The sequence below is a fragment of the Escherichia sp. E13S3 genome (assembly GCF_004212325.1).
Lineage (GTDB): Bacteria > Pseudomonadota > Gammaproteobacteria > Enterobacterales > Enterobacteriaceae > Escherichia.
In genome coordinates this window covers 283,585-305,844 of record NZ_RHJR01000002.1, presented here as the reverse complement: position 1 = coordinate 305,844, position 22,260 = coordinate 283,585, and the positions used below count along the sequence as shown (strand labels likewise).

The following is a 22,260-nucleotide window of genomic DNA, read 5'->3' as shown; positions in this document are numbered from 1 at the left end:
AGTCTTAACCGCCGGGCTGGTAACTGAAAAGTGGGAATAAGATAAGTTTTCTTGACTGGGAAGTAAAATACCGTATGCGTTCAGTCGGCAAAATTTCGCCAAATCTCCTGGATATCTTCCATCAGATAGCCACGATAGAGCAGAAAACGCTGGATCTTAACTTTTTCTGAAAAGACAGTTGGCAAAGGTTCGCCATATTTTCGCGTCGCCTGATCGCGCGCCAGTGCGCACCAGTCGATGTCACATTCACGCATCGCTTTTTCTGTCGCTTCGCGGGAAATACCTTTCTGATTCAGTTCCTGACGAATACGCGCAGGCCCATAACCTTTGCGGCTACGGCTGGCGATAAAGCGCGCAACAAATCGGCTGTCATCGAGATAGCCATGTTCATGGCACCAGGCAATAACGCGCTCGTAATCTTCTGCCGTGGCATCAATCTCTTCCGGGCCATTTTTGCCCATAATCGGTGCCGCGAGTTTACGTCGCAGTTCTTGCTCACTGTGATCGCGCACCGCCAGAATGCGTACCGCTCGATCCAACAGGCGAGCATATGCCGGGCGACGGGATGTTGAGTCTGTCATGGCATATCCTTACAACTTAAAAAAGCAAAAGGGCCGCAGATGCGACCCTTGTGTATCAAACAAGACGATTAAAAATCTTCGTTAGTTTCTGCTACGCCTTCGCTATCATCTACAGAGAAATCCGGCGTTGAGTTCGGGTTGCTCAGCAGCAACTCACGTACTTTCTTCTCGATCTCTTTCGCGGTTTCCGGGTTATCTTTCAGCCAGGCAGTCGCATTCGCTTTACCCTGACCGATCTTCTCACCTTTGTAGCTGTACCACGCGCCTGCTTTCTCGATCAGCTTCTCTTTCACGCCCAGGTCAACCAACTCGCCGTAGAAGTTGATACCTTCACCGTAGAGGATCTGGAATTCAGCCTGTTTAAACGGCGCTGCAATTTTGTTCTTCACCACTTTCACGCGGGTTTCGCTACCCACTACGTTTTCGCCCTCTTTCACCGCGCCGATACGACGGATGTCGAGACGAACAGAGGCGTAGAATTTCAGCGCGTTACCACCGGTAGTGGTTTCCGGGTTACCGAACATCACACCAATTTTCATACGGATCTGGTTGATGAAGATCAGCAGCGTGTTGGACTGCTTCAGGTTACCCGCCAGCTTACGCATCGCCTGGCTCATCATACGTGCTGCAAGGCCCATGTGAGAGTCGCCGATTTCACCTTCGATTTCCGCTTTCGGTGTCAGTGCCGCCACGGAGTCAACGACGATAACGTCTACTGCGCCAGAACGCGCCAGAGCGTCACAGATTTCCAGTGCCTGCTCGCCGGTGTCCGGCTGGGAGCACAGCAGGTTGTCGATATCGACACCCAGTTTACGTGCGTAGATTGGGTCCAGTGCGTGTTCAGCATCGATAAACGCACAGGTTTTACCTTCACGCTGCGCTGCGGCGATCACCTGCAACGTCAGCGTGGTTTTACCGGAAGATTCCGGTCCGTAGATTTCGACGATACGGCCCATCGGCAGACCACCTGCCCCAAGCGCGATATCCAGTGAAAGCGAACCGGTAGAGATGGTTTCCACATCCATGGAACGGTCTTCACCCAGGCGCATGATGGAGCCTTTACCAAATTGTTTCTCAATCTGGCCCAGTGCTGCCGCCAACGCTTTCTGTTTGTTTTCGTCGATAGCCATTTTTACTCCTGTCATGCCGGGTAATACCGGATAGTCAATATGTTCTGTTGAAGCAATTATACTGTATGCTCATACAGTATCAAGTGTTTTGTAGAAATTGTTGCCACAAGGTCTGCAATGCATACGCAGTAGCCTGACGACGCACCGCATCACGGTCACCGCTGAAGCATTCCCGCCGGGTAATGCCTTCGCCGCGGGCAGTGGCAAAAGCAAACCAGACGGTGCCGACAGGTTTCTCTTCACTGCCGCCATCCGGCCCGGCGATACCACTAATAGACACAGCATAATCAGCACGAGCCGCTTTCAGTGCACCTATCGCCATTTCCACCACGACGGGTTCACTCACCGCGCCATGCTGCGCCAGCGTCTCTTCACGTACACCGATCATCTGCGCTTTGGCTTCGTTACTGTAGGTGACAAATCCGCGTTCAAACCAGGCGGAGCTACCGGCAATATCGGTAATCACTTTCGCTACCCAACCACCGGTACAAGACTCGGCAGTTGTTACGGTTGCGCCACGGGCTTTCAGCGCCTGCCCTACCTGCTCGCTTAACTGCATCAGTTCACTGTCAGTCATCACAACCTCTGTCAGTCATAAATTTATGCCGGACAAGATAGCACTTTCGTCAGGAAGATGGTGTTGGCGTTGCAATTTTACGAGGAGGATTCAGAAAAAAGCTGATTAGCCAGAGGGAAGCTCACGCCCCCCTCTTGCAAATAGTTACTGCACGCGCGCCAGCGCCACGGCTTGTCCTAACTGCCAGACCGCCATTGCGTAATGGGTGCTGTGGTTATAACGGGTAATGGTGTAGAAGTTCGGCAGACCGTACCAGTACTGGTAACCGGTACCGACATCCAGACGCAGCAGGCTGGCTTGTTGATGGTTGCCCAGCGGCTGCTGTGGCGTTAAACCTGCCGCGGCAAGCTGCGAAATGCTGTACCTGGTTTTGAAGCCATTCGGTAAGCCTGGCGCCTGACCGTTTGCCATCACCGCCACCTGATCGCCTTTCACCCAGCCGTGTGCTTTGAAATAATTCGCCACGCTACCGATCGCATCAACCGGATCCCACAGGTTGATATGCCCGTCGCCGCTGAAATCTACCGCATATTGTTTGTAAGACGACGGCATAAACTGTCCGTAGCCCATCGCCCCGGCAAAGGAACCTTTCAGATTGAGCGGATCGTCCTGCTCGTCGCGCGCCATCAGCAGGAAGGTTTCCAGCTCGCCAGAGAAATACTCCGCGCGGCGTGGGTAGTTAAATGACAGCGTTGCCAGCGCATCGAGGATGCGAGTTTTCCCCATCACGCGCCCCCAGCGGGTTTCGACGCCGATAATCCCGACGATAATTTCCGGCGGTACGCCATACACCTGCCACGCGCGATTCAGCGCATCTTCATACTGATTCCAGAAAACCACGCCGTTCTGCACGTTATCCGGCGTAATAAATTTTTTGCGATAACGCAGCCATGCGCCGTTCGGACCGGATGGCGGTTTCACCGATGTGGTTGGTGCCTGGTTATCCATCAGCCGCAGTACCGAATCCAGACGTTTCGCCTGAGAGAGAATTTCCTGCAACTGCTGACGATCGAAACCGTGTTTGTTCACCATTTTTTCGATGAACTGCTGGGCATTGGGGTTATTGGCAAAATCACCGCCCATCTGCATCACATTGTGCTGCGGCTCAAGCAGGAAGCCGCCGGACGGCGTTCCGGTGGTTGTCTCAGTCGGTTTTGGCTTGCTGCTACAGGCGGCAAGTAACACAAAAAGGGGAAGCAATGTTACATAACGATGCTTGAACATGAGGGGTCCATTTAACAAATTCAACCAGGGGCAAGTATGGTAAAGCATCCCGCCCAGCACAAGGAAGCGGTAGTCTGTTTTCGGCACTCAATTTCTCTTTAGTCTCTTCTTTCAGTTCATATTTTTTCTTAAAGTATGTTGTAACTAAATTCACATATGTTGTTTCCCTTCCCATAGCGCTGGATAATGAGCGCTCATTCCGGCCATCAATCCCTGGCTGGAATAAATAAATGGACCTTAACCGGAGAGAGCAATGAGTGAAGCACTACTGAACGCGGGACGTCAGACGTTAATACTGGAGTTGCAGGAAGCAAGCCGTTTACCGGAACGTCTGGGCGATGATTTTGTTCGCGCCGCCAATATCATCCTGCACTGCGAAGGCAAAGTGGTGGTTTCCGGAATTGGCAAATCGGGCCACATTGGTAAGAAAATCGCCGCAACACTCGCCAGTACCGGCACACCGGCTTTTTTTGTCCATCCGGCAGAAGCACTGCACGGCGATCTGGGGATGATTGAAAGCCGCGATGTGATGCTGTTTATCTCTTACTCCGGTGGCGCGAAGGAACTGGATCTGATTATTCCGCGTCTGGAAGACAAATCTATCGCGCTGCTGGCGATGACCGGCAAACCGACGTCACCGCTGGGCCTGGCGGCGAAAGCGGTGCTGGATATCTCCGTAGAACGCGAAGCCTGCCCGATGCACCTTGCGCCGACTTCCAGCACTGTGAATACCCTGATGATGGGCGACGCGCTGGCGATGGCGGTCATGCAAGCGCGCGGATTTGATGAAGAAGATTTTGCCCGCTCCCACCCTGCTGGAGCACTGGGCGCTCGCTTGCTGAATAAAGTGCATCATCTGATGCGCCGTGATGACGCCATCCCGCAAGTGGCGTTAACCGCCAGCGTGATGGATGCGATGCTGGAACTCAGCCGCACCGGTCTGGGGCTGGTGGCGGTATGTGACGCTCAACAACAGGTACAAGGCGTCTTTACCGACGGCGATTTACGTCGCTGGCTGGTAGGCGGCGGAGCACTCACCACGCCAGTTAATGAAGCGATGACGACAGGCGGCACCACATTACAGGCACAAAGTCGCGCCATCGACGCCAAAGAAGTTCTGATGAAGCGCAAAATCACTGCCGCACCGGTGATAGATGAAAACGGCAAACTCACCGGCGCGATTAACCTGCAGGATTTCTATCAGGCCGGGATTATTTAATCCTTCAATCCCAGACGTTTCGCCAACCGATGCAGGTTGGCGACGTCAGTTTCCAGCATTCGCGCGCAGGCAGCCCAGTTGTTATGATTTTGTACCAGTGCCTGGCGAATGGTTTCACGCTGGAACGCTTCTGTCGCTTCACGCAGATTTTGCTTAACGACGGGCGTTGTCATCACTTCTGGCGGCGGCAATGCCTCCTCAGGAAAAGCAAAATGTTGCGCCTCAAGAATCACTTCATCGCCGCTGCGAGTGGCTCTCGCCAGCACTACCGCCCGATGAATAGCATGTTCCAGTTCGCGCACGTTCCCCGGAAAACTGTAGTGTTGCAGTAATTTTCGCGCCCCGGCACTTAATACCACGCGGGAGAGCCCCAGCCGCAAACGACACTGCTCGCAAAAATACCCCGCAAGCAAAATGACATCATCGCCCCGCTCATGCAGCGGCGGTACCGAAAGTGGAAACACGCTCAGGCGATGGAACAAATCGGCGCGGAATCGCCCTGCCAGCACCTCTTCGCGTAAGTCGCGGTTAGTCGCCGCCAGCACGCGCACATCGACCCGCAAACTGCGGTCATCGCCAACGCGCTGAATATCGCCATACTGCAACACCCTCAGCAGCTTGGCCTGCAATGCCAACGACAACTCGCCGATCTCATCCAGAAACAGCGTGCCGTTATCCGCCATTTCAAACTTCCCGCTGCGGTTACTGATAGCGCCAGTAAACGCCCCTTTCACATGCCCGAACAGTTCACTTTCCGCCACACTTTCCGGCAGTGCGGCACAGTTGAGATAGACCAACGGATTCACCGCCCGTGGCGAGGCTTCATGAATCGCTTTCGCCACCAGCTCCTTACCGGTTCCCGTCTCACCGCTGATCAGGACGTTGAGATCGGACGCCGCCACAATCTCAATCTCTTTTTTCAATTGCGTCATACCTGGCGACAGACCGATCATCTGCGTCTGTTTCACCGTTTCAAACGGCGCGGCATCGCCTGGCAGCATATTCTGGCTTTCCAGTTGTTCAATCAGCAACGCATTGCTTAACGCTCCCGCCGCCAGCGCAGCAATCAGGCGTAACTCTTCATCGCTGAAAATATCGAACTGATCGGGCTGCATTCCGTCGAGCGTCAATGCGCCGATCAGGTTTTGTCCGGCAAACAACGGCAGACCAACACAGGCGTGAACCTTCAGACTCTCCTGCCCTGGAATCAAACCGTCATAGGGATCGGGCAATTCGCTGTCTGCGGGAAAACGCACCACATCACCCGCGCGGGCAATCGCTTCCAGCCGTGGATGACCTTCCAGCGCAAAGCGTCTACCGAGTACATCCTTAGCCAGCCCGTCGATGGCAAGCGGAATAAACTGCCGCGAGTCGTAACGTAGCAACGCAGACGCATCGCACTCCAGCACCTGACGCAGCGTGGTGATCAGGCGCTGAAAACGATCCTGATGACCAATCCCACTCTGCAATTCGATGGCGATATTCGCCAGCACATCAACGGAAAAACTCATCTTTGCCTCACTGTCAATTTGACTATAGATATTGTCATATCGACCATTTGATTAATAGTCATTTTGACTACTCATTAATGAGCATTATTTTATTTATATAGTAAAAACAATTAGATAAAAAACTGGCACGCAATCTGCAATTAGCAAGACATCTTTTTAGAACACGCTGAATAAATTGAGGTTGCTATGTCTATTGTGGTGAAAAATAACATTCATTGGGTTGGTCAACGTGACTGGGAAGTACGAGATTTTCACGGCACGGAATATAAAACGCTGCGCGGCAGCAGCTACAACAGCTACCTCATCCGCGAAGAAAAAAACGTGCTGATCGACACCGTCGACCATAAATTCAGCCGCGAATTTGTGCAGAACCTGCGTAATGAAATCGATCTGGCGGATATCGATTACATCGTGATTAACCATGCTGAAGAGGACCACGCCGGGGCGCTGACCGAACTGATGGCGCAAATTCCCGATACGCCGATCTACTGTACTGCCAACGCTATCGACTCGATAAATGGTCATCACCATCATCCGGAGTGGAATTTTAATGTGGTGAAAACTGGCGACACGCTGGATATCGGCAACGGCAAACAGCTCATTTTTGTCGAAACACCAATGCTGCACTGGCCGGACAGCATGATGACTTACCTGACAGGCGACGCGGTGCTGTTCAGTAACGATGCTTTCGGTCAGCACTACTGCGACGAGCATCTGTTCAACGATGAAGTGGATCAGACGGAGCTTTTCGAACAGTGCCAGCGTTACTACGCCAATATCCTGACGCCGTTCAGCCGCCTGGTAACGCCGAAAATTACCGAGATCCTAGGCTTTAACTTACCAGTCGATATGATAGCGACCTCTCACGGCGTGGTATGGCGCGATAACCCGACGCAAATTGTCGAGCTGTACCTGAAATGGGCGGCGGATTATCAGGAAGACAGAATCACCATTTTCTACGACACCATGTCAAATAACACCCGCATGATGGCTGACGCTATCGCCCAGGGGATTGCGGAAACCGACCCACGCGTGGCGGTGAAAATTTTCAACGTCGCCCGAAGCGATAAAAACGAAATCCTGACCAATGTCTTCCGCTCAAAAGGCGTGCTGGTCGGCACTTCGACGATGAATAACGTGATGATGCCGAAAATCGCCGGGCTGGTGGAGGAGATGACCGGATTACGCTTCCGTAACAAACGCGCCAGTGCTTTCGGCTCTCACGGCTGGAGCGGCGGTGCGGTGGATCGTCTTTCCACGCGCCTGCAGGATGCGGGTTTCGAAATGTCGCTTAGCCTGAAAGCCAAATGGCGACCGGACCAGGACGCTCTGGAGTTATGCCGTGAACACGGTCGCGAAATCGCCCGTCAGTGGGCGCTCGCGCCGCTGCCGCAGAGCACGGTGAATACGGTGGTTAAAGAAGAAACCTCTGCCACCACGACGGCTGACCTCGGCCCACGGATGCAGTGCAGCGTCTGCCAGTGGATTTACGATCCGGCAAAAGGCGAGCCAATGCAGGACGTTGCACCGGGAACGCCGTGGAGTGAAGTTCCGGATAACTTCCTCTGCCCGGAATGCTCCCTCGGCAAAGACGTCTTTGACGAACTGGCATCGGAGGCAAAATGAGCAACGGCATTGTGATCATTGGTTCGGGCTTCGCCGCCCGCCAACTGGTGAAAAATATTCGCAAACAGGACGCCACTATTCCATTAACCCTGATTGCCGCCGACAGCATGGATGAGTACAACAAACCTGATCTCAGCCATGTTATCAGCCAGGGGCAACGTGCCGACGACCTTACCCGCCAGACGGCAGGTGAATTTGCCGAGCAGTTTAATCTGCGCCTGTTTCCGCACACCTGGGTGACGGATATCGATGCCGAAGCCCATGTGGTGAAAAGCCAGAATAATCAGTGGCAATACGACAAGCTGGTGCTGGCAACCGGTGCCAGTGCCTTTGTCCCGCCAGTGCCTGGGCGTGAGTTAATGCTGACGTTAAATAGTCAGCAAGAGTATCGCGCCTGTGAAACGCAACTGCGGGATGCCCGACGCGTGTTGATTGTCGGTGGTGGCTTGATTGGTAGCGAACTGGCGATGGATTTTTGTCGTGCAGGCAAAGCGGTCACGCTAATCGACAACGCTGCCAGTATTCTGGCGTCATTAATGCCACCGGAAGTAAGCAGCCGCTTGCAGCATCGGTTGACGGAGATGGGCGTTCATCTGCTGTTGAAATCTCAGTTGCAGGGGCTGGAAAAAACGGATTCTGGCATTCTGGCAACGCTGGACCGCCAGCGTTGCATCGAAGTGGATGCGGTAATTGCCGCCACCGGACTGCGCCCGGAAACAGCCCTGGCACGACGCGCCGGGCTGACGATTAATCGCGGCGTTTGCGTCGATAGTTATCTGCAAACCAGTAATGCCGATATTTACGCTCTGGGCGATTGCGCGGAAATTAACGGTCAGGTATTGCCGTTCCTCCAGCCGATTCAACTTAGCGCGATGGTGCTGGCAAAAAATCTTCTCGGCAATAACACGCCGCTGAAACTCCCGGCGATGCTGGTGAAAATCAAAACGCCGGAATTACCGCTGCATCTGGCAGGCGAAACCCAGCGTCGGGATTTGCGCTGGCAGATTAATACCGAACGCCAGGGAATGGTGGCGCGCGGTGTTGACGATGCTGACCAGCTTCGCGCCTTTGTGGTCAGTGAGGATCGGATGAAAGAGGCATTTGGATTGTTGAAAACGTTGCCGGTGTAGGCGGGCTACTGTGCCTAAAATGTCGGATGCGACGCTGGCGCGTCTTATCCGACCTACGGGGAGCGCACGTGTAGGCCACATAATGCGTTCATGTCGCATCCAGCTAATGTACCCAAAATGTCGGATGCGACGCTGGCGCGTCTTATCCGACCTACGGGGAGCGCACGTGTTGGTCACATAATGCGTTCATGTCGCATCCAGCTACTGTGCCCAAAATGTCGGATGCGACGCTGGTGCGTCTTATCCGACCTACGGGGACGCATGTGTAGGCCGGATAAGGCGTTTACGCCGCATCCGGCAATGGTGTCCAAATGCAACACGCTTTATCCGTTCTGGACTTCACCCGCTAACCAACGCGCCGCAGCAATAACCCCCTGCCCCAGAGACAAGCCGCCATCACCCGCCGGTAAACTCTGCGGAAAGAGCAATGTGAAATCAGCGAGATAATGCGCCAGACGTGCACGCAACAAACGGTTATGAATAACTCCGCCGCTAAATACCAGCGTAGTGATACCACGCATCGTGGCCTGCTCACGCATCAACGCGGCAAAACCCTGCGCCAGCGCATCATGAAACGCCCACGCACGTTGATTAACCGGAGCCTGCCAGTTCAGCCACTGCTGCCAGAAGGTGGCGAGATCCAGTTGATTGTCCACCAGCGGCATCGTCACCGGATGCGTCACTCCGTGGCACGAAGCTGCGAGTGCCTCCAGGGCACAAGCCGCTTCACCTTCATAACTTAACGTGGCTGGCGCACAGCCCAGTGCCGCCGCTACGGCATCGAACAAACGTCCACACGATGATGCCAGCGGCGCGTTAATTCCACGCTCAATGGCCCGCGCCAGCACGCTCCAGTTTTGCTGTTGCACACTTGCCGTTTCAGAGTAATTCTGCCACTCCGGCACAAAGCGCAGGCACTGCGCCAGCAGGTTACGCCACGGCTGCTTTGCAGCCAAATCGCCACCAGCAAGCGCCACCGCAGGCAAGCCGCCCAGGTGCTGGCATTCGCGATAGTTCACCCGCAGGCACTCGCCGCCCCACAAAGCGCCATTCTCCCCCATACCAATACCGTCGAGCGTCAACGCAATGACATCACCGCCATCCAGCGGCCACTGATGCTCTGCCAGACACGCCGCTGCATGGGCATGATGATGCAGTACCGTTTGCGTCGGCAGATTCATTTCGCTCGCCCACTGGCTGGAGACATAGCCCGGATGCACGTCATGCACAACGTATTGCGGAGTGAAATCGTAGATGTTTTGCATCAGGCGTAACGCTTCGCGCCACTGCATCTGGATGCCATCGTCACTTAAATCGCCCAGATGCTGACTCAACACCGCTTGTTCACCGCGCACCAGGCAGAAGGTATTTTTCAGATCCGCGCCGAGACACAGCACAGGCGGAACATTTTTAAAGCCCGGAGGCAAAACCAGCGCATCCGGCACATACCCGCGTGAACGGCGCAGCATTTCGCCGCTTTCGCGCACCACCGAATCATCCATCCGCTGCACGATGTCGCGGTTATGTAGCAAGAATCCGTCGGCAATGCCCTGCAAATCCGCCAGCGCCTGTTCGTTGCTGATAGCCGGTGGTTTACCGCTCAGGTTACCGGAGGTCATCACCAGCGGGCATTGCAGTTCCTGTAACAGCAAATGCTGGAGCGGATTCGCAGGCAACATCACCCCGACTTCGTTAAGGCCAGGGGCGATATCATCACAAAGCTCAGGAACGTATTTTTTATCCACCAGCACAATCGGCGCGGCGGGTGTGGTGAGCAACTGGCGCGCAGCGTCTGGTAAACCTTCTGCCACTGGCAACATGACCGCCAGCGGTTTCGCCGGGCGATGTTTGCGCGCCCGCAGTGTCGCCACCGCGTTACTGTTACGTGCATCGCAGGCAAGATGAAATCCGCCAATCCCTTTGATGGCGACAATGTTGCCCATTTTTAACTGTGCGATAGCTGCCTGTAATGCCGCCTCTTGTTCCGCATGTTCACCATGACTTACCCATTCAAGATGCGGGCCACACTCCGGGCAGGCCACCGGCTGGGCGTGGAAGCGACGATCGAGCGGGTCACGGTACTCTTTGTCACAGGCCGGACACAGCGGAAACGCCGCCATCACGGTAAACGGGCGATCGTAAGGCATGGCGCGAATAATGGTGAAACGCGGGCCGCAGTGGGTACAGTTGATAAACGGATAACGCCAGCGTCGCTCGCCTGGGGTATTCATTTCGGCAAGGCAAGCAGGGCAAGTGGCAGCATCCGGGACAATTTGCGTATTCATGGCACCGCCCGCGCTCTGGCGGATGGTGAACTCAGTGGGCAGTTGTGACCAGATAAACGGCTCACGCTCGACGCTATCAATACGCGCCAGCGGCGGGCAGTGCTGATGCAATTGAACAAGAAACGTTTCCGGGTCTTCCAGCAGCCGGACTTCTACGCCATCTCCGTCATTACAGACATCGCCGTGAAGATTTAATTGCTGTGCCAGCTGCCAGACAAACGGACGAAAACCGACGCCCTGCACTTTGCCTCGAATACGCAGTTGGACACCGCAAGATGTGTTTTTTGCCATTGAGTTATTCCCGCCATCATGAATTGCGTAACCCGCCCAGCCGGACACGACAGCGTCGCATCCGGCAGTCACAGGTCGGCGATACCGCCCGCTTCGTATTCTACGAATATTTCCGGGAATTCCTTTGATGCCAGAACAGTTCTGTAAGATTTTTAGAACATCAGCGCCGTGCGGCGACGTTTTTCTGCGCTCAGTTGTTCAAGTTTATTACGATCGACACAAATCAGCGCATGGGTCGGGCAAGCCGCCATACACGCCGGGCCGTCTTCACGATGGTTGCACAGGTCGCATTTATTGGCTTCAGCTTTGTCAGCCCGTACATTCAGCCCCGCGCCGCTGTTGCGAATCACCGGACGTACCACCACTTCCATCGCGCCATACGGGCAAGCCACAACGCAGGTTTTGCAACCAATGCAACGTTCCTGCATCACATGAACAAACCCTTTATCACGGCTGATAGCACCATTCGGGCAGACGTTAGCGCACGGTGCATCTTCACACTGACGGCAAACTGTCGCCGTGGAAATGTTCACACCTTTAATGACATGGATACGCGGTAAAAATGTTTCCGGGGTCAGCGATGCACAGTCCTGATTTTCCTGATGAGAAACCACGCACGCCACTTCACAGGTACGGCAACCAATACATTTACTCGCGTCAGCAATGATGAAACGGTTCATCAAATTCTCCAGCAATGACAGTTAATGCGCCGATACATTCACAAATCATGCCAGTTTTTAATTTACTGTTATTTAAGGAAATTAAATTCTGTGATGCAGGAAAAACGATGTCATCGACACTAGTGACGATGACATGTGATGACAATGTTTATCGCGAAAGAGCAATGAGTGAGTCGCGGCAGATCAATTTTCCGCTGAAGGTTTTCGGCGGTGAGAAATCCCCGCCATCGAGCATAAAAATCAGCCGTCCAATAATTTCCTGAATCATCTCAGTCACCGGAATTTTTACGCTGGAGAGCGCCGGAACGATATAGGGGGCAATTGCGATATCATCAAATCCGATAACTGACACCTGCTCTGGCACCGCTACGCCGCGCTCGTGTAACGCTTTCATCGCACCTATCGCCATATCGTCGTTACTGGCAACTAACGCGCTAAATTTAGCCCCACGTTCGAGCAACGTTTCTACCCCTTCGGCCCCGCTGGCGGGCGTCCATTTACCGTTAGCGATAAGTTGTTCATTGAGCGCAATACCATGCTGCGCCAGCGCGTCTTTATACCCGGCAAGACGTTCAATGCTGGTGGGAGAATCCATCGAGCCGGTAAGGAAAGCAATCTCCTGATGTCCGGCGTTTATCAACTCTGCCACGGCGTTAAAGCTGGTCTGTTTATGATCGCACCAGACGCTATGGCTGCTGTTTTTGCGCAGGCGGCGATTGAGCACCATTATCGGCTGACTGTGCGCGTCAATAATGTCATCGATCTCATCCACGCTTAAAAAACGCGGGTAAATCATGATGGCGTCGCAGCGCAAATCCAGCAGATACTGAATCGCCTGGCGCTCTTCTTCGGCGCTATGTTTGCCATCTGCCAATAGCAACTGTCGCCCTTTCTCTTCCGCCATTCGCGCGGCATGAAACAGTAATTCACTAAAATAAATGCCGTGGTAAAGCGTGTTGGTCACTACCAGCCCCAGCGTCTGAGTACTCTTCGCCGACAGATTGCGCGCCAGCAAGTTTGGACGGTAGCCGCTCTCTTCTACCGCCTGAAACACGCGATCTTTAGTCTCCTGGCTGACGTAGCCATTACCTGAAAGCACGCGGGAAACGGTCGCTTTTGAAACCCCGGCGCGCTTCGCCACTTCCAGCATCGTCGTCATCATTTTCATCCCTTTACACGCAATCAACGCAGTGTACTGCACCGTTTGCCGATTGTCCTTGCGCAATCAGCGGGAAAAATATTCAGGTGACCGGTTTCACAAATATAAAAAATGAACAATTCACTCTCTTGCTTATTTTTTGACAACTATTCATGATTTTGTGAAACCGGTTTCTTAATTCCGTTTCAGCATCGGCATTTTTCCGTCACGTCGACTGATAACAACTACCTCTACCCTACTGATAACAGGATAAAATCCGATGGCCAAAAATTATGCGGCGCTGGCACGCTCGGTGATAGCGGCACTGGGCGGCGTTGATAACATCTCGGCAGTCACGCACTGTATGACGCGTTTGCGCTTTGTTATCAAAGATGACCAGCTTATCGACAGCCCGACGTTAAAAACCATCCCCGGCGTGCTCGGCGTGGTACGTAGTGACAACCAGTGTCAGGTAATTATCGGCAATACCGTTTCGCAAGCCTTTCAGGAAGTCGTCAGTCTGCTGCCGGGAGATATGCAGCCCGCACAGCCCGTGGGTAAACCTAAACTCACGCTACGTCGCATTGGTGCGGGGATCCTTGATGCGCTGATCGGCACCATGTCACCGCTGATCCCGGCGATTATCGGCGGATCGATGGTCAAACTGCTGGCGATGATCCTCGAGATGAGCGGCGTGCTGACAAAAGGATCGCCGACCTTAACCATTCTGAATGTGATTGGTGACGGTGCTTTCTTCTTCCTGCCGCTGATGGTCGCGGCTTCGGCCGCCATCAAATTTAAAACCAATATGTCGCTGGCGATTGCCATCGCGGGTGTGCTGGTACATCCGAGTTTTATTGAACTGATGGCGAAAGCGGCCCAGGGTGAACATGTCGAATTTGCCCTGATCCCGGTCACCGCGGTGAAATACACCTACACAGTGATCCCGGCGCTGGTGATGACCTGGTGCCTGTCATATATCGAACGCTGGGTGGACAGCATTACACCGGCGGTGACCAAAAACTTCCTCAAGCCAATGCTGATTGTGTTGATTGCCGCACCGCTGGCAATCCTGCTGATTGGCCCGATTGGTATCTGGATCGGTAGCGCCATTTCGGCGCTGGTTTACACCATTCATGGTTATCTGGGCTGGCTTTCAGTCGCCATTATGGGCGCGCTGTGGCCTCTGCTGGTAATGACCGGGATGCACCGCGTCTTTACGCCAACCATCATTCAGACCATTGCCGAAACCGGCAAAGAAGGGATGGTCATGCCGTCAGAGATCGGCGCTAACCTGTCGCTGGGCGGTTCATCACTGGCGGTGGCGTGGAAAACGAAAAACCCGGAACTGCGCCAGACGGCGCTGGCAGCGGCGGCATCAGCCATTATGGCGGGGATTTCCGAACCGGCGTTATACGGCGTGGCTCTTCGCCTGAAACGTCCGCTTATCGCCAGTCTTATCAGCGGTTTTATTTGCGGCGCGGTTGCCGGTATGGCGGGGCTTGCCAGCCACTCAATGGCAGCGCCGGGGTTATTTACCAGCGTGCAGTTCTTCGATCCGGCGAATCCAATGAGCATCGTCTGGGTGTTTGCCGTCATGGCGCTGGCGGTGGTGCTGTCGTTTATCCTCACACTGTTGCTCGGCTTTGAGGATATTCCTGTTGAGGAAGCGGCTGCCGAGGCGCGAAAGCATCAGAGCGCACAACCGACCGTCGCCAAAGAAGTAAGTCTTAATTGAGGATGAAAATGTCAGTATTTCCGCAAGGTTTTTTATGGGGCGGCGCGCTTGCCGCCAACCAGTCTGAAGGCGCGTACCGTGAAGGCGGCAAAGGGCTGACCACGGTCGATATGATCCCACACGGCGAGCATCGAATGGCGGTGAAACTGGGGCTGGAAAAACGTTTTCAGTTGCGCGATGACGAGTTTTATCCCAGCCATGAGGCGACGGATTTTTATCATCGTTATAAAGAAGATATCGCCCTGATGGCAGAGATGGGATTCAACGTTTTCCGTACCTCAATTGCCTGGAGCCGCCTCTTCCCGCAGGGCGATGAAATCACGCCCAATCAGCAGGGCATTGCTTTTTATCGTTCTGTCTTTGAAGAGTGTAAAAAGTACGGTATCGAACCGCTGGTCACGTTGTGCCACTTCGATGTGCCGATGCATCTGGTCACCGAATATGGCTCCTGGCGTAACCGCAAGCTGGTGGAGTTTTTCAGCCGCTACGCCAGAACCTGCTTTGAAGCATTTGATGGTCTGGTGAAATACTGGCTTACCTTCAATGAAATCAACATTATGTTGCATAGCCCGTTCTCCGGCGCGGGTCTGGTGTTTGAAGAAGGGGAAAATCAGGATCAGGTGAAATATCAGGCTGCGCATCACCAACTGATTGCCAGTGCATTAGCCACCAAAATCGCCCATGAGGTTAACCCGCAAAATCAGGTGGGCTGTATGCTGGCGGGCGGCAACTTTTACCCTTACAGCTGCAAACCGGAAGATGTCTGGGCGGCGCTGGAGAAAGACAGGGAAAACCTGTTTTTTATTGATGTGCAGGCGCGGGGCGCGTATCCGGCTTACTCTGCCCGCGTATTCCGCGAAAAAGGGGTAACCATCGACAAAGCACCTGCCGATGATGAAATCCTGAAAAACACCGTCGATTTTATCTCTTTCAGCTATTACGCCTCGCGCTGCGCCTCGGCGGAGATGAACGCCAACAACAGCAGTGCGGCGAACGTGGTGAAATCGCTGCGTAACCCGTATCTACAGGTAAGCGACTGGGGCTGGGGTATTGATCCACTCGGTCTGCGTATCACCATGAATATGATGTACGACCGTTATCAGAAACCGCTGTTTCTGGTGGAAAACGGCCTGGGCGCAAAAGATGAATTTGCTGCCAATGGCGAGATTAACGATGACTATCGCATCAGCTATTTACGCGAACATATCCGCGCAATGGGCGAAGCGATTGCAGACGGCATTCCGCTGATGGGCTACACCACCTGGGGCTGTATTGATTTGGTTTCTGCTTCAACGGGTGAAATGAGCAAGCGCTACGGTTTTGTCTTTGTTGACCGTGACGACGCAGGAAACGGTACGCTGACGCGCACGCGTAAGAAATCGTTCTGGTGGTATAAAAAAGTGATTGCCAGTAATGGTGAGGATTTAGAGTAAGTAACCGTGCCGGATGCGGCGTGAACGCCTTATCCGGCCTACATAGTTCGTGCGACATGTAGGCCCGATAAGCGCAGCGCATCGGGCAATCTGGCGTTTGGCATCAGTCAAAATCAAAGAAACCATTCCGGCTTAACGCCAAATCGGGCTGAAAGTGCCTTAATGTGGGATATCGTCAGGGATCGTTGTCCAGACAAAATCTGACTGACCAGGGATTTAGAGCCGATTTCGTTCTTCAAATCCGCATAGGTCAGATTATGTTGATCAATCAACGTGCGAAGTAACGCCACGCCAACCGGCATTGCAGCAACGGCTTTGTCGAACTCTGCAAACTTTTCGTTGTTGTTTTCATACTCTGCAATGCGGCTCGCCAGAAAGTCGATAAGTGGATTGGTGTCATCTTCTTCAATCAAATATTCGACCAGTTCCAGTGCTTCACGATAATCATCTTCTGAGTCACTGCCTCCCAGAAAGGGGACTGCATTGACCAGTTCTCTTGTTGCTTTAACAGCGCGTGCAGCATTAGCAGTCATTCTTTGTTCTCTCTGTAGTAACGTGTCAGTTTGTCATACTCTGCGTGATTCGTTATGTGCTTCACAAAGAACCGCTTATTAACAAAGTTTATGTAGGCAATAACCCTAAGATTGTTCCCGCCGACATCCAGAACGTACCATTTGTTGCGATATCTAAAATTGTCGAGGTTGGGAAACGCCGTTCGCATTTCTTCTGGTGTAGAAAAATCCGTTTCCTTAATAACCCGATACAATGAGTGTAGAGCCAGAGCGTCGTTAGGATATTTGCGCGCACACTCTTCAAATGGCGCTTTAGAAATGATGTGCATTTTTAAGTTTTAACTTCCTTATAGTAAGTAAACAGCCACATCTGCGAGTTCTATCCTTATGTGTTCGGAAACTATAGCTCATCAAATCCAAGTTCACAATATGTAAACACTTGTGCGCTATATAATTACCCCCAAAATCCTCATAGCCACTCTGCAAAACGTCAGTTCTGGTTCACCCCATCAAGCACATCCCCCTTTATCAAGCAACGCTGCGTCTGCGCCAGATCCTCCGTTTGCGGATCGCGCCCGGCGATGGGTTTGAGGACGAGTTTACGGTTGGGGGTATAAGTAAAACGCGTGAGCGCGGGATAGCTTAACTTGCCAAACCAGCCGTGAACATGCTGCCATTTGGCGTCTTTTACCTGATACAGACTGGTTATCCAGTAACCGGAATCAAACTGCATATCCAGCAATTGCGTGTGACCATTGCCTTGTAAATCCAGCAAATCATCTACGCCAGTTTTGCTTGCGGTGTAGAATCCCCAGGGTTCAAAGACACAGGGACGACCTTCGCGCGTGAACGTCATGAGAATTAAATGTGCATAAGGAGCCAGACCATTACCGGCACTTGGCAACCAGATAACCAGATCCTGGATGCCGTTACGATCCAGATCGGCGCGATAGAGCTGCCCTTTGCCCGCTATGTTTGCCAGCATACCCACAGGCACAGCCCAGGATTTACCGGCGCGGTCTTTAGCGGTTAATTGCCAGTAATCTTCTTCATTTGGCATCTTCTCAAGCGTCACGCCAGCAACGCCCACTTTCCTAAAATGCCAGTTTTGATCGGTAAAATAAGGCATGGTCAGGAGAGGTTTAAGCACCCGCTTTTGCGCGTATTCGCTGTCACTCATCGGCAGATATTCGGTAAAGCTGGTGGCCTGTGCAGGCAGCACTAAGCTCAATAAAAAAGCGCACATCCCTGTTTTGATGTTCAATTCCCTGAATTCCCTAATGAAGAATTATTCTTCCACCGCTAACTGCGTAAATCCGCCGTTCCCTTCCCAGCCTTCCAGTCGTTGATAAACGGTTTCAACCGCATCTTTAATCGGCTGGGTCATCGGGTAGTAAAAGCCGACGATATCCGGCTGGATGCCGAGAAAAATCACTTCGCCAATATCTTCTTTCAACTGGTCGATAAGGTAGTTCAGAGGCATGTTATGGGTAGTCATCATAAACATCTCGGCGATATCATCCGGGTCGATGATGCGGATCTCGCCGGGGTTTAACCCCATATCCGTGGCGTCGACAATCAGTAACCGCGTAGGGCGCAGTTCACGGATGGCGACGATGTCGTTTTCCGGTGCGCTACCGCCGTCAATCACCACCCAGTTACCTTTCGGCGCGGCGGCGCACTTTTCCGCCAGCAGCGGGCCAGCGCCATCATCGCCCATCATGCTATTGCCAACACAGAGTAAAACGTCAGTCACGCAGTCTCCTCACCATCAAATAGATGGCGTTTTCCTGATGAATATCATGCAGCATACTTAACAACATTGTACTCCATTCTTTCTGCTGCGAAGTTTGCGCTGACCGGGCTTTATCGAATGCGTTGGCCAGCATCGGCACATGGTTAATGTCGATGACGATCTCACCATATTTCGGCACGCCTTCCATTTTGCGGCGGGCTTCGCTGCCCGCCTCCAGAGTGGCAATCCATGCCAGATAGTCATCCCACGGGCAGGTGAGCGCCGCTTCCAGGCAATCGATAACCCCAAGGTGGTGACCAATCGCCAGGCTGTAATAGACCACCTGCTGCGCCTCAGCGGGCGTGGCATCGTTCTCATCAATAAATTTACGGCTCAGTTGACTGAACACCACCTTTTCACTCATCGGATACGCGCCTCTTCAACAACATGATTCAGATGGCTGACAATCTCGTTCAGACGCGGATCGTTTTCCGCTTCCAGCCAGCGTGCAACCTGTTCTTCGCCCTGCCCTAACTGTGTCAGGAAATCATCGGCAATCTGGCGACCGTAACGGTAACCTGCCAGGCGGCGTGCTTCGCGATCCACTTTCACGCGCAGCGGCTGCACCATATCGCCATGCAGGATCTCAGCCGGTTGTTCATCCTGCTCACCCGGGCCACGGGCGTGAATTTTCTGCTCCAGCAGGCCGAGTGCCATTGCAAAGCCGTACAGCGTGGCGGCTGGTGTTGGCGGGCAGCCAGGGATATAAACATCCACCGGGACGATTTTATCCGTACCGCCCCACACGCAGTAAAGATCGTGGAAAATGCCGCCGCTGTTGCCGCAGGCACCGTAGGAGATACAGATTTTCGGGTCCGGCGCGGACTGCCACGCACGTAGCGCAGGGGATCGCATTGCACGGGTGACCGCGCCGGTAAACAGTAAAATATCCGCATGACGCGGTGACGGAACGACTTTAATGCCGAAGCGTTCTGCATCGAAAAGTGGCGAAAGCGTGGCAAAAATTTCGATTTCGCAGCCGTTGCAGCCGCCGCAGTCCACGCGGTAAACGTAGGCAGAACGTTTGATTTTTTTCAGTAACGACGCCTTCATGCTGGCGATGGACTCATCCACCGTCATCGGGACCGGAATGCCGTTGGCGTCACGGGGGCCTAATAAATTGCTCATCAGATGGCCTCTTTCATATGGCGAGTCAGTTCAATACGGTCGGACGGCACCAGGCATTTCTGGCGCTTACATTCCGGGCAAGTCTCAAAGCTTTCGCGGTGGTTTTCCGCGCGGCTGTCGCCGTTGTGCTTAAGCAGCGCAATGGCGTAGTCGATCTCTTTCTGAACGGCGAAAGGACGATTGCAGACGCGGCAGTTGCACAGCGCAAAGCGGGACTGTTGCAGGAAATCTTCTTTCTTCCACACCGCCAGTTCGTACTCTTGCGACAGTTTGATCGCCGCCGTCGGGCAAACTTCTTCGCAGCGTCCACAGAAGATGCAACGCCCGAGATTAAACTCCCACGCAAGCTCTCCTGTGGCGAGGTCAGTTTCAACCGTTAAGGCGTTTGACGGGCAGGCATTGACGCAGGCCGCGCAGCCGATGCACTGCTGCGGGTTCTGCTCTGGCTTACCACGGAAGTTTTTATCAACCGCAATCGGCTCCAGCGGATAAGACGAGGTCGCCGTGCCGGTTTTGATGACTTTTTTGATAAAGGTAAACATGGCGATTCCTTATTTCAGCGGCGAGTTTTTACGCTCAATGCTGTAGCGCTCGAGTTCTTTATACGGCACCACTTTGCTCTTCTTCTTACGGACATCGACCACGGTCATGCGGTCGGTACAGGAGTAGCAAGGGTCGAGGCTACCGATAATCAGCGGCGCATCGGAAACGGTATTGCCACGCAGCATGTAGCGCAGGGTCGGCCAGTTCGCGTAAGTCGCGGCACGGCAGCGCCAGCGGTACAGCTTCTGGTTGTCGCCGGTCATGCTCCAGTGGATATCGTCGCCGCGCGGCGCTTCGGCAAAGCCCAGCGCGAAACGGTGCGGAATGTAGGTAAAGCCTTCCACCATCAGCGGACCGCCCGGCAGGTTATCCAGACCGTAGTCGATCATGTTCAGCGCGGTATAGACTTCGTTGATACGCACTTTCAGACGGGAAATCACGTCGCAGCCCTGCTCGCTGTGCACTTCCATTGGCAGCAGGCCATAACCAACAAACGGATGATCGGCGCGGGTATCGCGGGCGTGACCGCTGGCACGGACCATCGGGCCGACGTTACTGAAGTCGCGAGCGATTTCCGGGTCCAGACGACCAATGCCGACAGTGCGCTGTTCCATGTTCGGTGTGCTCAGCAGCACATCCACCAGCTCCTGCACTTCACGACGCATCTGTTGCGCCAGCTGGCGGGTCTGGATCATGTCATCTTTCAGCAGATCGCGACGAATCCCGCCGATCAGGTTCAGGCCGTAGGTTTTACGCGCACCGGTGAGGATCTCTGCCATTTTCATGGAGGTTTCACGCACGCGGAAGAACTGCATAAAGCCGGAGTCGAAGCCGGTAAAGTGACAGGCGAGGCCGAGGTTGAGCAGATGCGAGTGCAGGCGTTCCACCTCCAGCAGAATGGCGCGGATCATCTGTGCGCGTTCTGGCACCTGAATACCCATCGCGTTTTCCACCGACGTGGTGTAGGCGGTGCTGTGAGCAAAGCCGCAGATCCCGCACACACGGTCAGAGAGGAAGGTCACTTCGTTGTAACCCATGCGGGTTTCCGCCAGTTTTTCCATGCCGCGATGGACGTAGAACAGGCGGTAGTCGGCGTCGATAATGTTTTCGCCATCGACGAACAGACGGAAGTGACCCGGTTCGTCGGAAGTGACGTGCAGCGGACCAATCGGCACGACGTTGTTTTTCTTGTCGCCCAGTTCGTTGATGAACTCGTAGGTTTCAGCATCGGTGGTCGGCGCCGGACGCTGACGATAATCCATGCTGTCTTTACGCAGCGGATAAAGTTCATCCGGCCAGTCATCCGGCAGCACCAGACGACGTTCATCAGGTAAACCAACCGGAATCAAACCGTACATATCGCGCACTTCGCGCTCGCCCCACACCGCCGCCGGAACGCGTGGCGTCACGGACGGATACTCCGGTTTGTTGGCGTCAACTTCGACGCGAACCGTAATCCAACATTTGGTGCCCTTCTCCATCGACAGCACGTAGTAAACGGCGTAATGACCGTTCAGTTTGCGTTCGTCGTTACCAAACAGCACCGACAGCCAGCCGCCCTGTTTGTAGTAGAGGAACTCCACCACTTCCGGCAGATAGTTCACCTTCACGGTGACAGTCAGCTGATCTTTGGTCTGCCAGGCGTGGTCCAGCACGACGCCCGGAAATGCCTCATTCAGCGCGGCGAGATAATGTTGACCTAATTTTTCTTCAGACATG

Annotated in this window: 21 protein-coding genes; 5 read left to right on the top strand and 16 right to left on the bottom strand. The window is 53.7% G+C overall.

Annotated elements, in window-relative coordinates; translation table 11 throughout:
* Window positions 1–80 precede the first annotated feature (80 nt).
* The 4 genes from recX to mltB all read right to left on the bottom strand — a co-directional run bounded on the left by recX (window position 81) and on the right by mltB (window position 3,512).
* On the bottom strand, window positions 81–581 hold the full coding sequence (gene recX / locus D9597_RS02605) for a recombination regulator RecX (protein ID WP_130221556.1): 501 nt from the start codon (window positions 579–581) through the stop codon (window positions 81–83).
* A 68-nt stretch (window positions 582–649) separates the two neighbouring features.
* Window positions 650–1,711 carry a recombinase RecA gene (gene recA, locus D9597_RS02600; protein WP_000963143.1) on the bottom strand — a complete coding sequence of 354 codons (1,062 nt, stop codon included), beginning with the start codon at window positions 1,709–1,711 and terminating at the stop codon, window positions 650–652.
* 79 nt (window positions 1,712–1,790) lie between these two features.
* On the bottom strand, window positions 1,791–2,288 hold the full coding sequence (pncC, locus tag D9597_RS02595) for a nicotinamide-nucleotide amidase (RefSeq protein ID WP_000132231.1): 498 nt from the start codon (window positions 2,286–2,288) through the stop codon (window positions 1,791–1,793).
* 144 nt (window positions 2,289–2,432) lie between these two features.
* Window positions 2,433–3,512 (bottom strand): lytic murein transglycosylase B, encoded by a 1,080-nt coding sequence (gene mltB / locus D9597_RS02590; RefSeq protein WP_130221555.1) that lies wholly within the window; start codon window positions 3,510–3,512, stop codon window positions 2,433–2,435.
* 253 nt (window positions 3,513–3,765) lie between these two features.
* Here mltB and gutQ point away from each other — a divergent pair, with 253 nt between their 5' ends.
* The gene (gutQ, locus tag D9597_RS02585; protein WP_130221554.1) at window positions 3,766–4,731 is read left to right on the top strand and encodes an arabinose-5-phosphate isomerase GutQ; all 966 of its coding nucleotides are present in this window, start codon (window positions 3,766–3,768) and stop codon (window positions 4,729–4,731) included.
* On the opposite strand, the gene norR is transcribed toward gutQ, so the two are convergent.
* The gene (gene norR, locus D9597_RS02580) at window positions 4,728–6,242 is read right to left on the bottom strand and encodes a nitric oxide reductase transcriptional regulator NorR (protein WP_130221553.1); all 1,515 of its coding nucleotides are present in this window, start codon (window positions 6,240–6,242) and stop codon (window positions 4,728–4,730) included. The genes gutQ and norR overlap by 4 nt on opposite strands.
* Window positions 6,243–6,428: 186 nt before the next feature.
* Here norR and norV point away from each other — a divergent pair, with 186 nt between their 5' ends.
* Together norV and norW are read left to right on the top strand one after the other, a co-directional pair.
* The gene (gene norV / locus D9597_RS02575) at window positions 6,429–7,868 is read left to right on the top strand and encodes an anaerobic nitric oxide reductase flavorubredoxin (RefSeq protein WP_000029622.1); all 1,440 of its coding nucleotides are present in this window, start codon (window positions 6,429–6,431) and stop codon (window positions 7,866–7,868) included.
* The gene (gene norW, locus D9597_RS02570; protein ID WP_130221552.1) at window positions 7,865–8,998 is read left to right on the top strand and encodes an NADH:flavorubredoxin reductase NorW; all 1,134 of its coding nucleotides are present in this window, start codon (window positions 7,865–7,867) and stop codon (window positions 8,996–8,998) included. Before norV ends, norW begins: the two co-directional genes overlap by 4 nt.
* Before the next feature lie 323 nt (window positions 8,999–9,321).
* Here the strand turns inward: norW and hypF are convergent, their stop codons facing one another.
* The 3 genes from hypF to ascG form a co-directional block, all read right to left on the bottom strand.
* Window positions 9,322–11,574, bottom strand: a complete 2,253-nt coding sequence (gene hypF, locus D9597_RS02565; protein WP_130221551.1) for a carbamoyltransferase HypF — start codon at window positions 11,572–11,574, stop codon at window positions 9,322–9,324.
* 152 nt (window positions 11,575–11,726) lie between these two features.
* The gene (hydN, locus tag D9597_RS02560) at window positions 11,727–12,254 is read right to left on the bottom strand and encodes an electron transport protein HydN (RefSeq protein ID WP_001078777.1); all 528 of its coding nucleotides are present in this window, start codon (window positions 12,252–12,254) and stop codon (window positions 11,727–11,729) included.
* Window positions 12,255–12,402: 148 nt separating this feature from the next.
* Entirely contained in the window at window positions 12,403–13,413 is a 1,011-nt protein-coding gene (ascG, locus tag D9597_RS02555; protein ID WP_165383527.1) for a DNA-binding transcriptional regulator AscG, read from the bottom strand.
* Between the two features lie 259 nt (window positions 13,414–13,672).
* Here ascG and ascF point away from each other — a divergent pair, with 259 nt between their 5' ends.
* Together ascF and ascB are read left to right on the top strand one after the other, a co-directional pair.
* A complete protein-coding gene (gene ascF, locus D9597_RS02550; RefSeq protein WP_130221549.1) occupies window positions 13,673–15,130 on the top strand; it encodes a PTS cellobiose/arbutin/salicin transporter subunit IIBC in 1,458 nt (485 codons plus the stop codon).
* Window positions 15,131–15,138: 8 nt separating this feature from the next.
* Complete coding sequence (ascB, locus tag D9597_RS02545) at window positions 15,139–16,563, top strand: 6-phospho-beta-glucosidase AscB (protein ID WP_130221548.1); 1,425 nt, start codon at window positions 15,139–15,141, stop codon at window positions 16,561–16,563.
* 113 nt (window positions 16,564–16,676) lie between these two features.
* Here ascB and D9597_RS02540 read toward each other — a convergent pair whose 3' ends face one another.
* The 8 genes from D9597_RS02540 to hycE all read right to left on the bottom strand — a co-directional run bounded on the left by D9597_RS02540 (window position 16,677) and on the right by hycE (window position 22,259).
* Complete coding sequence (locus D9597_RS02540; RefSeq protein WP_000126294.1) at window positions 16,677–17,096, bottom strand: helix-turn-helix domain-containing protein; 420 nt, start codon at window positions 17,094–17,096, stop codon at window positions 16,677–16,679.
* Window positions 17,093–17,404 carry a type II toxin-antitoxin system HigB family toxin gene (locus D9597_RS02535; RefSeq protein WP_000547557.1) on the bottom strand — a complete coding sequence of 104 codons (312 nt, stop codon included), beginning with the start codon at window positions 17,402–17,404 and terminating at the stop codon, window positions 17,093–17,095. Before D9597_RS02535 ends, D9597_RS02540 begins: the two co-directional genes overlap by 4 nt.
* Window positions 17,405–17,565: 161 nt before the next feature.
* Entirely contained in the window at window positions 17,566–18,321 is a 756-nt protein-coding gene (locus tag D9597_RS02530) for a hypothetical protein (protein WP_130221587.1), read from the bottom strand.
* A 42-nt stretch (window positions 18,322–18,363) separates the two neighbouring features.
* Complete coding sequence (hycI, locus tag D9597_RS02525; protein ID WP_130221547.1) at window positions 18,364–18,831, bottom strand: hydrogenase maturation peptidase HycI; 468 nt, start codon at window positions 18,829–18,831, stop codon at window positions 18,364–18,366.
* Window positions 18,824–19,234 (bottom strand): formate hydrogenlyase assembly protein HycH, encoded by a 411-nt coding sequence (hycH, locus tag D9597_RS02520; RefSeq protein WP_130221546.1) that lies wholly within the window; start codon window positions 19,232–19,234, stop codon window positions 18,824–18,826. The genes hycI and hycH overlap by 8 nt, the downstream gene beginning before the upstream one ends.
* Window positions 19,231–19,998 (bottom strand): formate hydrogenlyase subunit HycG, encoded by a 768-nt coding sequence (hycG, locus tag D9597_RS02515; RefSeq protein WP_000067399.1) that lies wholly within the window; start codon window positions 19,996–19,998, stop codon window positions 19,231–19,233. The genes hycH and hycG overlap by 4 nt, the downstream gene beginning before the upstream one ends.
* Entirely contained in the window at window positions 19,998–20,540 is a 543-nt protein-coding gene (gene hycF / locus D9597_RS02510; protein ID WP_000493785.1) for a formate hydrogenlyase subunit HycF, read from the bottom strand. Before hycF ends, hycG begins: the two co-directional genes overlap by 1 nt.
* Window positions 20,541–20,549: 9 nt before the next feature.
* The gene (hycE, locus tag D9597_RS02505) at window positions 20,550–22,259 is read right to left on the bottom strand and encodes a formate hydrogenlyase subunit HycE (RefSeq protein WP_001288122.1); all 1,710 of its coding nucleotides are present in this window, start codon (window positions 22,257–22,259) and stop codon (window positions 20,550–20,552) included.
* Window position 22,260: the final 1 nt, after the last annotated feature.

Bases quoted from the DNA above. Each gene is read 5' to 3' on its own strand.
- recX (WP_130221556.1), bottom strand. From the start codon at position 581: ATGACAGACTCAACATCCCGTCGCCCGGCATATGCTCGCCTGTTGGAT.
- recA (WP_000963143.1), bottom strand. From the start codon at position 1,711: ATGGCTATCGACGAAAACAAACAGAAAGCGTTGGCGGCAGCACTGGGC.
- pncC (WP_000132231.1), bottom strand. From the start codon at position 2,288: ATGACTGACAGTGAACTGATGCAGTTAAGCGAGCAGGTAGGGCAGGCG.
- mltB (WP_130221555.1), bottom strand. From the start codon at position 3,512: ATGTTCAAGCATCGTTATGTAACATTGCTTCCCCTTTTTGTGTTACTT.
- gutQ (WP_130221554.1), top strand. From the start codon at position 3,766: ATGAGTGAAGCACTACTGAACGCGGGACGTCAGACGTTAATACTGGAG.
- norR (WP_130221553.1), bottom strand. From the start codon at position 6,242: ATGAGTTTTTCCGTTGATGTGCTGGCGAATATCGCCATCGAATTGCAG.
- norV (WP_000029622.1), top strand. From the start codon at position 6,429: ATGTCTATTGTGGTGAAAAATAACATTCATTGGGTTGGTCAACGTGAC.
- norW (WP_130221552.1), top strand. From the start codon at position 7,865: ATGAGCAACGGCATTGTGATCATTGGTTCGGGCTTCGCCGCCCGCCAA.
- hypF (WP_130221551.1), bottom strand. From the start codon at position 11,574: ATGGCAAAAAACACATCTTGCGGTGTCCAACTGCGTATTCGAGGCAAA.
- hydN (WP_001078777.1), bottom strand. From the start codon at position 12,254: ATGAACCGTTTCATCATTGCTGACGCGAGTAAATGTATTGGTTGCCGT.
- ascG (WP_165383527.1), bottom strand. From the start codon at position 13,413: ATGACGACGATGCTGGAAGTGGCGAAGCGCGCCGGGGTTTCAAAAGCG.
- ascF (WP_130221549.1), top strand. From the start codon at position 13,673: ATGGCCAAAAATTATGCGGCGCTGGCACGCTCGGTGATAGCGGCACTG.
- ascB (WP_130221548.1), top strand. From the start codon at position 15,139: ATGTCAGTATTTCCGCAAGGTTTTTTATGGGGCGGCGCGCTTGCCGCC.
- D9597_RS02540 (WP_000126294.1), bottom strand. From the start codon at position 17,096: ATGACTGCTAATGCTGCACGCGCTGTTAAAGCAACAAGAGAACTGGTC.
- D9597_RS02535 (WP_000547557.1), bottom strand. From the start codon at position 17,404: ATGCACATCATTTCTAAAGCGCCATTTGAAGAGTGTGCGCGCAAATAT.
- D9597_RS02530 (WP_130221587.1), bottom strand. From the start codon at position 18,321: ATGTGCGCTTTTTTATTGAGCTTAGTGCTGCCTGCACAGGCCACCAGC.
- hycH (WP_130221546.1), bottom strand. From the start codon at position 19,234: ATGAGTGAAAAGGTGGTGTTCAGTCAACTGAGCCGTAAATTTATTGAT.
- hycG (WP_000067399.1), bottom strand. From the start codon at position 19,998: ATGAGCAATTTATTAGGCCCCCGTGACGCCAACGGCATTCCGGTCCCG.
- hycF (WP_000493785.1), bottom strand. From the start codon at position 20,540: ATGTTTACCTTTATCAAAAAAGTCATCAAAACCGGCACGGCGACCTCG.
- hycE (WP_001288122.1), bottom strand. From the start codon at position 22,259: ATGTCTGAAGAAAAATTAGGTCAACATTATCTCGCCGCGCTGAATGAG.